Annotated in this window: 11 protein-coding genes and 1 pseudogene; 1 reads left to right on the top strand and 11 read right to left on the bottom strand. The window is 57.3% G+C overall.

Annotated features, from left to right (window positions below):
• From ACIQ17_RS23040 to ACIQ17_RS22990, 11 genes and pseudogenes are all read right to left on the bottom strand, one after another.
• On the bottom strand, positions 1-561 hold a 561-nt coding region (locus ACIQ17_RS23040), incomplete at its 3' end, for a type IV secretory system conjugative DNA transfer family protein (RefSeq protein ID WP_398471498.1).
• Between the two features lie 5 nt (positions 562-566).
• Positions 567-1,154, bottom strand: coding sequence for a hypothetical protein (locus ACIQ17_RS23035; protein ID WP_398471497.1), 588 nt, complete (start codon positions 1,152-1,154; stop codon positions 567-569).
• Positions 1,151-1,897 carry a chromosome partitioning protein gene (locus tag ACIQ17_RS23030; protein WP_398471496.1) on the bottom strand — a complete coding sequence of 249 codons (747 nt, stop codon included), beginning with the start codon at positions 1,895-1,897 and terminating at the stop codon, positions 1,151-1,153. Before ACIQ17_RS23030 ends, ACIQ17_RS23035 begins: the two co-directional genes overlap by 4 nt.
• Before the next feature lie 126 nt (positions 1,898-2,023).
• Entirely contained in the window at positions 2,024-2,503 is a 480-nt protein-coding gene (locus ACIQ17_RS23025) for a hypothetical protein (RefSeq protein ID WP_398471495.1), read from the bottom strand.
• Positions 2,504-2,755: 252 nt separating this feature from the next.
• Positions 2,756-3,478 (bottom strand): hypothetical protein, encoded by a 723-nt coding sequence (locus tag ACIQ17_RS23020; RefSeq protein WP_398471494.1) that lies wholly within the window; start codon positions 3,476-3,478, stop codon positions 2,756-2,758.
• 12 nt (positions 3,479-3,490) lie between these two features.
• Entirely contained in the window at positions 3,491-4,009 is a 519-nt protein-coding gene (locus tag ACIQ17_RS23015) for a Mov34/MPN/PAD-1 family protein (RefSeq protein WP_398471493.1), read from the bottom strand.
• Positions 3,960-5,621: a ThiF family adenylyltransferase gene (locus tag ACIQ17_RS23010; RefSeq protein WP_398471492.1), complete on the bottom strand. Its 1,662-nt coding sequence runs from the start codon at positions 5,619-5,621 to the stop codon at positions 3,960-3,962. Before ACIQ17_RS23010 ends, ACIQ17_RS23015 begins: the two co-directional genes overlap by 50 nt.
• Positions 5,622-5,624: 3 nt before the next feature.
• Positions 5,625-6,827 carry a CBASS cGAMP synthase gene (locus ACIQ17_RS23005; protein WP_398471500.1) on the bottom strand — a complete coding sequence of 401 codons (1,203 nt, stop codon included), beginning with the start codon at positions 6,825-6,827 and terminating at the stop codon, positions 5,625-5,627.
• A 575-nt stretch (positions 6,828-7,402) separates the two neighbouring features.
• Positions 7,403-8,419 carry an IS110 family transposase gene (locus ACIQ17_RS23000; RefSeq protein ID WP_398471491.1) on the bottom strand — a complete coding sequence of 339 codons (1,017 nt, stop codon included), beginning with the start codon at positions 8,417-8,419 and terminating at the stop codon, positions 7,403-7,405.
• 438 nt (positions 8,420-8,857) lie between these two features.
• Positions 8,858-9,825, bottom strand: a pseudogene (locus ACIQ17_RS22995) (IS110 family transposase).
• Positions 9,826-10,293: 468 nt separating this feature from the next.
• On the bottom strand, positions 10,294-10,518 hold the full coding sequence (locus ACIQ17_RS22990) for a transposase (protein WP_398471499.1): 225 nt from the start codon (positions 10,516-10,518) through the stop codon (positions 10,294-10,296).
• A 1,913-nt stretch (positions 10,519-12,431) separates the two neighbouring features.
• Between ACIQ17_RS22990 and ACIQ17_RS22985 the strand changes: the two genes are divergently transcribed.
• The gene (locus tag ACIQ17_RS22985; protein ID WP_398471490.1) at positions 12,432-13,394 is read left to right on the top strand and encodes a Bug family tripartite tricarboxylate transporter substrate binding protein; all 963 of its coding nucleotides are present in this window, start codon (positions 12,432-12,434) and stop codon (positions 13,392-13,394) included.
• Positions 13,395-13,427 lie beyond the last annotated feature (33 nt).

Genomic DNA, 13,427 nt, shown 5'->3' with positions numbered 1-13,427 from the left:
GCGATAAGCTGCTCCCTTCGGATCGATGACGATGGCAGGCCCGTTCCAGCCATTGTTGTCCGGAACGGCGAGGTTCGGGATCAACAAACCGGAAGTCTTGCCGGTGCGCGGCGGCGCGATGGTGACGATGTGGCTTTCGGTCGTGACCCGGATCGGCCGGTGCGTCACTGGATCGAGTCCAAGCTCGACACCGACACTCATCCGGCCGCGTTCCTTGCGGGTCGCCCACCGGGCGTTACCATATGTGCCACGCGGATCCCGACGCGGTCCGTAGTTCGGGACAAAGCAAGCTGCGAACGCAACGACTGGTCCCGCGAAGATGCATGCGAAGGCGATTAGGCCATAAGGACCCAAAGCTTTGGTGTGGCCGATCGCCATGTCGCGATAAGCGCGAAGGTTATCCAAGCCATAGCTCTGAACCATCGCGGAGAACCAAACCGAGGGAGCATGGATCGTATTGGGCCACAACGACGCGTCGAAGCCATGAACCATGAATTCGGCTACGGGGAAGCCGAGGACGAAAGAAATGATCGACAGCGGAACAGCAAGTTTCCAGAACATCTGAGTTACTCTGCGTTAGGTAGTACGAATTGCGCATAGGCTGCGGCCGACATGACGGCTTCGCCATGTCCATCTCTTTCCGACCAGAACCGGAGCCGGACGTCTCCCGTTGGGGTCCGGCCCATCACGAGAACCGCAGTACCGACTGGCACGGCGTAGACCTGCGAATGACCGCTCGGAAAGGCCCAGACAAATTCTAGCCTTCGATCGAAGTGCACCTTCGTGAGACCGGTGTTGCGGATAGCGGCGTAACCGATGACGACGATAGGAGCTGCGATCAAAGCGCAAATCACAAGACCTCGCCATCTGTAGCGGGCGTGACGAAGGATGGAGCTCAGCATCTGCCTAACCGAACGTGGGAAACGGATTCGGCGCCGTGGCAGCAAGTCCGCGATGCTGTGCTCTAGGGTCTTCCGGTCGTAAGGAAGCAGAGCTGGATCTTTTAACCCTGCCAGGCGCGCTTTTGCGTCTGGCAGGGCTTGCAGTTGAGCCAGCTTGGCGGCGCTTGCGCGGCGCACCGCGCGTTTGGAGGCGTCGGCGTCAGCCTTCGCCTGCCTAAATCGCGCGTGCAAGGTTGCGAGGCGCTGGCTCATGACGCGAGCCAAGTTGCCGCCGGGCGGACCGCTTCCATCACCGCGAGGCGGAAGCCCTTGAGGTCGTTGACCATGCGCCGCGCCTCGTTGAAGCCGTACTCCTTCTGAAAGTCGGCCGTCTTGAGTTGCGGGATGGCATATAGGCCGGTCGCCTGAAGGAAGCCGAGGGTGCGAGGTTCGAATTCGAACTTCGGCAACACCGTGATCGTGGCACCGTCCGCAACGCGCTTAAGCATCGCCTGGTCGATGTCGCCGCGCAGCTTGTTCTCGACCACGAAGCGTGCCTTTGCCCAACGCTTCGAAGAAGCCAACAGTTTGGCGCCATCGGTCAACGCGGAGGCATCAGCGGTCACCACGATCATGAGTGCCATCTCAAGACCAGTATCCGCGATGCTTTCAACAAACTCGTCGTCGAATGAGGCGAGCAAAGACGAAGCGGTGTTGGCACCAACGTCGATGATCGTCGGCAACTCTGCCGCGATCATGGCATTGATCGGCGCATCGAATTCGGCACGGGCGGCCTGGCCACCGGTGCGGTCGATGGATGCGCGGTCAGCCCGAACGGGGAAATGCGCCACCCGCTTCGTGGTGCCCTTGGCTCGGGCGTGATCGTACTCCAAGATCCGCGGTGAAGATTCGAGTTCGAGGATCGGCGCGTCGGGGACGGCTTCGGCAACCCCGCGGGTCAGCGTTGATTTACCGACACCGCCGGTTTCCTGTCCGACAAGCAAAATACGTGGCATTTGAGTTCCTCCTGAGACGCTGAGCAGACACGCGCAACCATTTGGCGGTCTGTCAGGCGAGGAGGAGCTTTACAGCTGGTGGGAATACCGGGTTGCAGTCCAATTGAAGATGGCCCGCGAGCGCCATCAACGTTTCCGAAGAAGATGGGCGTGCTTTGCCAGCTCGGTCTGGCGAATTTCATCTTCGCTAATAGTCGGATCGGGCACATGCACCCCGATGGGCCGAGCCATTTCCGGGCTCAGAGAAACCGACTTTTGCCCAGCCAGGTCGCCATTTCGCTGGCGCTGACGCGAACTATTGCCTTGATCTTGGGGCGGCCTTTTCTTGGCCATCTTCTCCGCCCGCGATCTGACATTATGCATCAAGGCGGTCAAACGCCTGCCGGTTATCGGCAGCCCAGCCCCTTGAGTCACTCCCTGCGCCGCAAGGGAACTTGCGAGATCAGCCCAAGTGACACCTTCAACATTGTGAAGGCGCTCCAGCTCGTCGAAGTTGTCCCGGATGACTTTGGTTGCTCCCGTCTTCACCTTCCTCGAAGGGGAGGCCATACGGGCCGCTTTCAGCCGTTTAGCATCCCCGCGTAGGCGTTTGAGATCGATGCGCATGCGATCCTTCATATTGGCGCTTGAATAAAGGCAACCGACGGAAGAAGTGAAAAACGTTGTATGAATAATTAATTAGTTCGGTAATGTCTAAATTTAGACGAAAAGAAGCTTGCCCGCCTGCTTGAGGTGAGACAAGTAGGCGCTCGAATAGCGCCGACACCTATGAGAGGCCATATCCCAACTGGCCCAATACGCTCAAGTTTGTTTGTGCCCCGTGCAAATTTTTGCCCGCATCACATCATGCCATTCAATTCATTGCGTTGAAGGTTGTCTGGCCCGATCACCAGGTTCCAATCGCCTGGTCAGGGTAATCCGACCGGCGACGTTGACGCCGCGCCGCCATGAGCGATTATTCCAGTACTCTCCCGAGAGCTTGCCCGGCACCGCGGGATCAATCACAATCCGTGCTGCGCCGTAGAAGCGCTCGTCGTCTGTCGGTGCTCGTTGTTCATTCTCCTGTTCGAATAAATAGACGAGCTCCTTGTCTCTCGTCTGCGTATCATTTAGCGGGACCGTCACGAGCGTGCGTGATGATTTGATGACGGCGTCTGGCGCCTTTGGGTGCATCCGGATGCAGATGTCGAACCATGATTGCTCGATAGTCGCCTTCAACTCCACACGCTGCGGATCGGGGGCAGACTGATCTAAATTGAAGGGGTCGAATCGCTCTGCATCCTTGCGTGATGCGTCAAGCATCTGTTTCACGACGGGCCAGTTGCTTTCGAGAACGACGTCATACGCTCCATTGAGGTCGGGAAAGACTTTCTTGGAAAGCCATCTCCCGACCGGTCCGGTCCTGTTCCAAACGAACTGCCAGACGGGGTTCGCGAGCCCGATCAAGAGGATCATATCGACCACTGCAACTACGACCCGCGCATTGACGGACATGCCAAAATGGCCCGCAATAAGAACGATGCTGACAGCCAGCCAGCCAGCTACACCAATGAGGATCTTCGGACCCAGCACCTGATACATTTTTTGCCTCCGCTACCGCAGAACGATCCCTAAGGCGCCGCGCTCGTACTCCGCCAATGCGACGTCGGGCGATCCGTCATCCCGAAGAGGCACATAAAAGCCGCGCCACCCTTGGGGGCTTGCCAAAAGGAAACACATGGGATGACCCATGTGCGCGGTGAGCTTCGCCCAGCTCGCGCGATCGATTGTCGAAGGCACCGGAGGCCCTGACGGGTGGGTATGCCATTCGCCCATAAAACCGATCTCCTGAGCTGAACGTTTCCACGAATTGTCGGCCGCCGCCTGATGCACGCGATCCTGGCGTACAAAACGCGTCATTGTTCGAACATCGGCGGGCGCAGGCACCGTGAGTGCGGTTATCTCCAGATGCGGCCCCCGAATGCTGCCGAGCAAAATGCCACCTGATTCCGGCTTCCCTTCGCAAGTCGCGACAGCCTTTTGCATCATTGCAACGACCGGATAATGAACAAGTACATAGCGATCAGCCGTGTGCGGTCGCGCAAGCAGGGCAGCTTTCAAGCGGCGCAGCATTCTTATCCTTCACCTCAAACGTCGCTTCATGATTGATCCGAATGGTGCGCAGACGCGGTGATGGTGCGCCTTTTGCCCAATCCAGACACATTTGCAGCGCGAGCCCAGCAGCCATGGCTGGCGCACCCACACCATACGCGAAATAAGAGCCTTCGCCACAGTTCGCCGGAGTCAGTGCCACCTGGTGATCGGGGTCAAGCAGGCGGAAGCGCTCGATGCCATGCGCCGTGCGCAGACAGCGAAAGCAGGCATGATCGGGACTATCGGCCAGCAATGCCTGTGCAGCAACGCCGCTGCCAACCAGCCAAACATGCAAGCTTGTGGGCGTACTCCCTCTCTCACGTCTTGCTTGTACAAAATCGGCATTGAGGACGTCCGAGACTGCCTGCTCCCCGGTGGCGTCGATGATGAGGTCGCAGTCCGCCAGCAACGCGGAATGCCGGAATGCGCTCTCGGCGATCGCCGCAACATCGCAGTCCGGATTAGTCCTTAAAAGTTCTTTGCGCGCCCCGACCGCCTTGTTCATCCCGATATACGGCATACCGAGCCAGTGCCGGCCGAGATTGCCAGGCTGAAGGGACTGCTCATCGAGAAGAAACAAGCGTCCGCCGGCCGTTCCTGCCCCCGATTGCGCGAGCAGCCGCGCAAGCCAGCCGCCGATTGTGCCTGCGCCCACCAGCGCGATCTGCTTGCCGCCAAGGTTCGGTTGGTCCGCCATGTTACGTTGATAGATAAAGGACGGATCGAGTGACGTGCCGATATATCTCTCCACTATGACGGCCTCCGCTTTTTTCTGCAGCAACTGCATCAAGAACTGCGGGCGTTGAATTGCCTTTGCCAGCGGTGCTGGAATAACGAGCTTTCCGCCAATGGTCCCGTTTGGCGCACGCAGAAAAAACAGGCCTGGCTTCGGCCAGGCTCTTGCGGCGCCTGTAAGAAGGGTCTTCGGCAATCCCTCGCCCACCGACGCCAGCCAGGGGAGCAGTTCTGACAGCACACCAGGTGCTCGCAACGTGCGTGTAAAGGTCAGTGTCTGATCTGTCGTCAGCAGCACAACTGGCATCTTGCCAGCTTCCGCTGCCTTGATTTCGGCATCGCCAACGTCAAATCTCTTCAACCGCTTGGAAGACTCGGAGACGACAATAAAATCTCCGCCATCGCGGTGAACGGTGAAAACGGAAGGCGATTTTACCACGGGCGGAAGATCGATGTAGACAGATGTGCCCTGCCAATGCTGGGGAAATTCCTGGGCCACGTCATCCTGCAGTTCGCCTCCCGCTATGCGATCAAGCGCTTCCTGTATCTTGTGCATGCACAACGCCACCGACCCCCGCGGATCATGCGGATCGAGCACAAGCTCTTCCTCGCGTGCGTAGCAGACGCGGTCATTGTCCTCGATGTGCGCTACGGCGTCCGGCAAATCGCGGAGACGATTGTTCAGATAGAGGCGTGGCAGGCTGCCAAGGTGCGGCGTTCTAAAATCAATAGCGACCGACACGTTGCGGCCGCGTACATCAAGAACGCCTTCATATCGGATGGACTTGAGGATCGACCGGTCGCGCGAAAACCGGCGCGCGGTCATCTCCTGATGAATCTGGCGCGCCGAATCCACAGACTATCCCGACGTGGTTCGCGGCACCTCGCGTGCCGGAAGCTTGGTCGGCTGATAAGACCTGACGGTGGCTTCAGTCGTTAGCGACACCAGCGCGACGGTCTGCGGAATGCGCGGTCCGAACGCCCGCGCCAACGTCGCAAGTGACTGCTCGGCAGTGTCCGAACCACGAACGGCTTCGCGAATTCGCTGATGCAGCTCGGCTCCCTTTTTCCTGAAGACAGCCCGATCCTCCGGCGACCAGTGGTCGTTGAGCGACAGATCCAGTACCGGGTTGCGAATATCGCCGTAAAAGTAGCGGTCGAGCCGTGAGGCGACTTCGAGTACGGCGAGGTCATCACGGTTGTCCGGTACGGTGCCGCGAAACTCGTCGAACGCGTCAACGACACATTTCATCAGAATGATCGAAGTCAGTCTGCATTCATCTACCCACACGAAATCGCGCCAGCCCTTGAAATAGCGGCTAACGCGTCTGACCTGGGGACCAAAGTCTGCCACGGCTTGCTTGAACCAATCTTCCAGCAAACGGGGGTCGGACTGAATCCACTTCCCCTCCCGCAGCGCCAACCGCAATTCGTCTTCATTCAATCGTTCGTAGACTGTATCGTCGAGTGCGGCCGAATCGAAGAACACCGAACTATCTGCCCTCTTGGCAACGGCCGCATCCTCGGCCAGCCGAGCGAATTCCTGATCAGGGATTGCGTACAGCGGCAGATCGATATGGGCGTGATCATCGAGAACAATCCGAACGCATTTTTTTGTCGTCGAATCAATCGACCACCTCCGTGCGCGGCACAGCGGAAGCAGTATGGTTTCGACCAGCTTGTAATATCCGGACGCCGCGATTACCGGATTGCCAGTTTCCGCAAGAAACGACACCGGCAGATAGACGCCATCATCATAGTCAATCTGCTGCGGCGGATGGGCCGGATCGTTAAGGGTGCGATACGCGGGACACGCGCTGCCCTGCATCCGGAATTTCGGACGCAGCTTTGGCTCAACCGCTCCTTTGCGGAAGGCAGTGGTCTCCATGACAACACGGCGGTCAGCGACACTCTGCCAGTCAGAGAAACCCGCCTTCAGCGTCTCGCGGATCTCGTCGCGAGCGGTTCGCAGTTTCTGCTCCCTTATTCCGGGAACTGTGAGTTGCGTCAGAAAGTCGGCTTTCGTGGCAGCTTCGGTGAACACCCGGTGAAGGTTAAACATGGCCAAGCGCTTCCCCTAAAAACCTAGCAATCAATTAGATGTGGTCGCCGCCTAAACAAGCACAAGGGATGCCGTGAACAAATCAGGCTCAAACATGCCGAACTTTTGAAGAACCATGCCCAGGCTACACTCGCAAAGGCGATGGCGGTATTATGGTATGGAAGCAATTCAGACTTTGCGTTGCGAGAGGCCTCAGGCGCACCAGACGTACCAGCAGAAGGCCACAAAGTTTACCATTTAAAGACCACTTAGCTTTTTGGCACACCTGTGCATCTGTGGATGACACCCACATGGCACGAGCTTTTTTGACGTCATAGCCTTTGGTCGTTGCGATCATCTGTCCGGCCTTTGCTTGCGGTCTTTTCTCACCGCATGGCCTTGATGGTTGTCCGCTGATCCGGCCCCAATCATCGTTGACGGACTCGAAGTCCGTGCACAGGTTCGGGGTGTCCTGATCCTCGGTTTGTCGACCGGATGCCATCACGTCGTCATTGCCCTTGCCAATCTCGGTATTCGTAAATCTTGGACGGTGTTGATGCGGTTGCGACTTTACTTCATTGCTAAGCTATCTTTCTCTACGCGATTCCGAACGGCCGTTCTCGGAAAGTGCCGCCGCGTTGCATGATGGCCCAGACGATACGGGCGAGCTTATTGGCGACAGCGACCGTGACCACCCGCGCCGGCCGACGGGTCAGTAGCGCGTTGACCCACCCAGCTAGTTCGGGTTTGTTGCGGACGTAGCGGACGACTGCGGTTGCACCGAGAACGAGCAGGCGCCGCAGATATGGCTCTCCTTTCTTGGAGATCCCTCCCAATGACATCTTGCCACCGCTGCCATTCTGCCGCGGGACCAATCCTATCCAGGCCGCAAAGTGACGCCCCGATTTGAAGGCGCTGGCGTTCGCGACGGTTGCCACCAACGCGGTCGCTGTGATGATCCCAACTCCAGGGATGGTAGCGAGCCGCAAGCTCAGTTCATTGGCGCGATGGCGAGTAAGAATCGTCCGGTCAATGGCTTTGATTTTCGACTGCAGGTCTTCGATCTGCATCAGGATGAGTTCGGCGCAGGCTCGCGCCGGTTCCGGAAGCTCGCCGTCCTGAGCAAGAGCCTCCAACTCTGGAATACGCCATACTCCTTTGGGAGCGACCAGGCCAAATTCGGCAAGCTGGCCGCGCAGCGAGTTGACCATCATGGTGCGCTGTCGCACGAACAGGTCCCGGGTACGATGTAGCATAAGGATCGATTGCTGCTCGGCGCTCTTGATCGCTACAAACCGCATCGTCGGTCTCGTAACGGCTTCGCAGATGGCCTCAGCATCGACCTCGTCGTTCTTGCCGCGCTTAACATAGGGTTTGACGTATGCCGCCGGCATCAGCTTGACTTGATGGCCCAGGGCGGTCAGTTCGCGGCCCCAATAATGGGCCGTTCCGCACGCTTCGATGCCGACGACACAAGGAGGAAGCTTGGTGAAGAACGCAATCAATTCCGAGCGGCGGAGCTTCTTCCGAAGAAAGACTGCGCCTGCAGCATCGACGCCATGCGCCTGAAAGACATGCTTGGCGAGATCAAGTCCGATTATGGTAGAATGCATTGTGGATGGCTCCCCTCTTAGTTGCTATCAGCAACATTCTGGCACATCGATGCCGTGGAGTGGGTGTCATCCACACAATCATCGCTGGATGGCGCCCGCTTGGCAAGAACTTTTTCGACGTCTTGGCAACTTTTGGTCGGGGTGCGGTCATCGCTCCGGCCTCATAGAAGCGGATCAAATTGTCCGCGGGCCCTAAGGTAGTCCGCAGATCAGAAACCAGCCACTGTGGCGCGCTTGATGCGCATGCACAGGTACGGTTTTTTCCGATCCTCGGTCTCGACCGATTGCCATTACATCGTCGTCGCTCTCACCAATTCTGTAAATCTATTGCACAGCAGGATCTTTTCATGTTCTGATTTCTGCGCTCTCATGTCCGAGCCTGCGTCAAGCAATCACGGAGGCCGCTTGGCGGAAGCTCTCGCCGCGGCTCATGATGGCTCACGCGATGCGCGCCATTTTGTTGGCCACAGCAACTGTGACGACGCGTGCAGGACGTCGCTGCAACAACCCGTTGATCCACCCGACAAGTTCGGGCTTGTTGCGACAGTAGCGGATCACCGCGGTCGCTCCGAGCACAAGGAGCTTGCGCAGATAGGCATCTCCTTTCTTGGAGATCTTCCCGTAGACTTTGCCGCCGGATCCGGACTGTCGTGGTACAAGGCCGATCCAGGCCGCCAGGTGTCGGCCCGATTTGAACGCCTTGATGTCCCCGATGGTGGCAGTAAGCGCGGACGCCGTAATTACGCCAATGCCCGGTATCATCTTCAGCCGTTGACCGACATCGCTGACCCGAAGTTCGTCGCGGATCGTCTTCTCGATGGCTTGAATGCGCGTCTGCAACTCATCGATCTGACCCATCATCAACTCGACACAGCCACGAATTGCGTCGGGAAGTTCAGCCCGGCTGGCGCCCTGTGCGAGAGCGTGGAGTTCCGGAATGCCCCCAAACGCCCTTCGGCGCAATCAAACCGAACTCGCTGAGTTGGCCACGCAAGGAATTTACCAGCATGGTTCGCTGACGAACGAACAATTCGCGCGTCCGATGGAGCATCAAACCCGACTGCTGCTCGACGCTTTTCACGTCCACAAAGCGCATGGTCGGTCGCGTGACCGCCTCGCAGATTGCCTCCGCATCGAGGGCGTCGTTCTTGCCTCGCTTGACGTACGGCCTGACATAACCTGCCGGCATCAGCCGGATAGTGCCCGAGCTTAATCAATTCGCGTGCCCAGTGATGAGCTGTTCCACAAGCTTCCATGCCGATCAGGCACGGCGAGAGCGACTGGAAGAATTCCAGCACCTCCGAACGGCGAAGCTTCTTCCGGATGATTGCCTTGCCGGTCTCGTCTACCGCATAAACCTGGAAAACATGTTTTGCAAGATCAAGACCGACTGTTATAATGGACATCGTGGATAGCTTCCTTTCAGTGAATCCGATAACGACTCACTTTGGCACATCAGATGCCATTAGCGGACGCCATCCACGCCATCACTGTGGATGACACTCTCATAGCAAAACCTTTTTAACGTTGCGGCAGTTGGTCTTCGCGATCATCTGTCCGGCCTCTACTTGCGGTCTTGCTTCACCGCATGGCCTTGATGGTTGTTCGCTGAAGTCGATCCCAATCATCGTTGACGGACCCGAGGTCCGTGCAAAGTTTCGGGATGTTCCGATCCTCGGTTCGTCGGCCGAATGCCATTGCGTCATCGTTGCCCTTGCCAACCTCAGAATTCGTTCTGCACAGGGGCGCTTGCAATCTCACATCTTGCCAAGCCAGCTTGCGACGAGCGATGCCGAACGGCCGCTCTCTGAATGTGCTGCCGCGCTCCATGATCGCCCAGACGATACGGGCGAGTTTGTTGGTGACAGCGACTGTTACGACCCGCGTCGCCGGAATAGTAGCGCGTTGACCCATCCTGCAAGTACGGGCTTATTACGCACGTGGCGCATTACTGTGGTCGCGCTGAGGACGAGCGACCGCCGCAAATATGATTCTCCTCTTTTGGAGAACTCGCCCATTGCCATCTTGCCACCACTCTCGTTCTGTCGCGGCACCAATCCAGGCCGCGAATTGACGTCCCGACTTGAAGGCGCCTGCATTCGCGACAAGCGTGGTCGCCTTGATGATCCCAACTCCGGGGATGCTCGCAAGACGCAGGCTCAGTCCATTGGCGCGATGACTGGTCCGCTCGATCGCTTCTATCTTCGACTGCAGATCATCGATCTTCATCAAGATGAGTTCGACGCGAGCGCGAGCCGGCTCCAGAAGTTCGCTCTCCCGTGCCAGAGAGTTTTGCGCTCCGGAACTCGCCAGACTCCTTATAGGTGCAACCAGCCCAAATTTAGCAAGTTGTCTAAGCAGCGAGTTCACCAGCATCGAGGCTGTCGCACGAGCGGGTCTCGGGTGCGATGTAACATCAGGATCGATTGTTGCTCGGCGCTCTTGATCGGCGCAAAGTATCGTCGGCCGATTAACGGCTTTGCAGACCGCCTCGGCGTTCAACTCACCGTTCTTCCCACGCTTAACATGGGGTTTCACGTGAGCCGCTGGCATCAGCTTGACTTGGTGGCCAGAGGCCGTCAATTCGCGCCCTAGTAATGAGCCTTTCCGCGTGCTTCGATGCCGACGACACAAGAGGTTGAGCTTGTTGGAGGACGCAATCAATTCCGGAAGGCGGAGCTTCTTAAGAAGAACGACTGCGCCTGCGGCATTAACGCCATGCGCTTGAAATACGTGTTTGACGAGATGAAGGCCGATGATGGTAGGATGCATTGTGGATGCTCCCCTCTAAGTTGCTATCAGCAACATTTTGGCACCTCAATGTGAGCGAGTGGGTGTCATCTACACAATCATCGTTCAATGGCGCCCGCTTCGGTAGGAACTATTAGACGACCCGGCAACCTTTGGTCGGGGGGGGGCAGTTATCGCTCGGCCCCTTATTCCCGGATCGAATGTCCGCGGGCCTGAAGGCGGCGGAGCAGTTCGGGGCGAGCATCTTCAGCGCCATCCACCGGACGGCCCTGGTGCGGTGACTGGCGACACGCTGCCTAGGAAGGCGGCGCGAACAGCGGTCAAAGTAGATCAAAGCATGTTGGCCGGTGATCGTGGAGGCGATTAACAAGCATGTGGACATCAACCTGACCTGAGTGTCGCGATCGTTTTGCGCAGCAATGGGTTGCCGGTAGCGACTTCGGCACTGTGTCGTTTCTTCGCGCGCCGGGAGATTATGCTGAAAAAGTCCGGGCACGCGGCGGAGCAGTATCGTCCCACGTCCTGATGCGGTGCCGCGCTGCTTCGAAAGCCAACTCGACCGGGACCCGAGCGGATGGTCTTCATCGACTGAACGGTTGCCTTTACTTAAGCGCCCCAAACGAGCGGCTCATCGCAGCCAGCGGCTGCCGGCTTCGATTCTGAACTGCCACTGGAGAACAACGACCTTCGTAGGCACACTGGCGGTCAACGGCGTAACCGCCCGGGTGGTGCTAATGGCCCGATGAACGGGGCCTGTCCTTCAGCTTCGTCGAGCAAGTTCTGGTCCCGCCGCTCGCCTCTTGGCGACCTCACGATCCTGGACAACCCACCGGCCCACAAGGGCGTCGTCGCCTGAAAGATTGACGCGGCCGGGGCGCCGCTCCAGCTCCTCCTCCCTGTTGCCCCGACTTGAATTCGATCGACAACACTCTCTCCAATCTTAAGGCGCTCCAGCGCAATGCTACTGCCTGCACCAACGGCGATCTATGGACCGTTATCAGTCAAAGCCTCGACGCCTTCACGCCCACGATTGGGATGACAGCAGTTTTTGGTGTGCTCGCATTGGCCGCAAGGACGATGACGCAGATACCCTCCCGGATCGGACGAAATTGTACCGAATGAAGCGAAACATCCTTCCATTCTTTGGTCGTACCATTTAGACTCGACCAGCCTGTGCGTGGTGTATAATTAAATATCAATCCACGCCAGCAGAACGTCGGGATCTGGACACGGAAGAGCACTCGGAGGAGGAACCATCGTTATGCGCTACATATATTTAGCCGCTGCACTGCTTGCATTGTCGACAAACGCCGCTGTTTCGGGCGAGTATCCAAATCGTCCCATCCGACTAATTGTTCCCTACCCCGCAGGCGGATCGACAGACATTATGGCGCGCGCGCTTCAAGAGCCGCTCGCAAAAGCATTAGGCCAATCTCTTATCATAGATAATCGTGGGGGCGCCGCTGGAACGACCGGTTCTATCGAGGCAGCCAGAGCCGATCCAGACGGTTATACATTGCTGTTCGCAAACAACGGTCCGATATCAATCGCCCCCCTACTGCAAAAAGACATTAAGTTTGATCCGTTGAAAAGCTACGCGCCAGTCTCCCTCGTATCGAAAGCTCCCTTGTTACTTTTCGTTAATGGAAAAATTCCTGCAAATAGCATCTCCGAGCTGATCAAATACAGTAAGGCGCAAACGCAGCAAATGCTATACGCCAGCGCAGGCCCTGGCTCTCTTGGACACCTAAGCACTGAGCGCTTTCTTTCTCAAGCCGACCTTAAAATGATTCATGTACCTTACAAAGGGCAAGCACCTACTTCGTTAGCGGTTTTTGCAGGCGAGGTGGATATGCTTTTGAGCACTGCTTCGGACACTATGAATGAGTATGTTCGATTAGGTAAAGTGAAGCTTCTTGCAACTTCGTCTGACAGCGCTTCGGCAGTCGCGCCAGGATCTCCGCAGATAAGCGATACCCTGAAGGGCTTCACAGTCAATATCTGGTTCGGTATTCTAGCGCCAGTAGGGACTCCCGCACCTGTAATCGAGAAACTTAACAAAGCGCTCAAAGACGTGTTAGCGAACCAACAGTTGAAAGAACGTTTCCTCACGTACGGAGTTGAAGCAGCTTGGGGCACGCCATCAGATTTTGAAAAAATTATCTCAGCAGAAATTCCGGAGTGGCGTAAGGTCATTGAAGAGAGAAAGGTCAAATCTGACTAGCGGCAGCGCCTCTAGAATGCTGCTGGAACGAAA

Source organism: Tardiphaga sp., assembly GCF_044340795.1.
Classification (GTDB): domain Bacteria; phylum Pseudomonadota; class Alphaproteobacteria; order Rhizobiales; family Xanthobacteraceae; genus Tardiphaga.
Note: the sequence above shows the minus strand (reverse complement) of the source record. Positions and strands in the feature narration are given on the sequence as shown.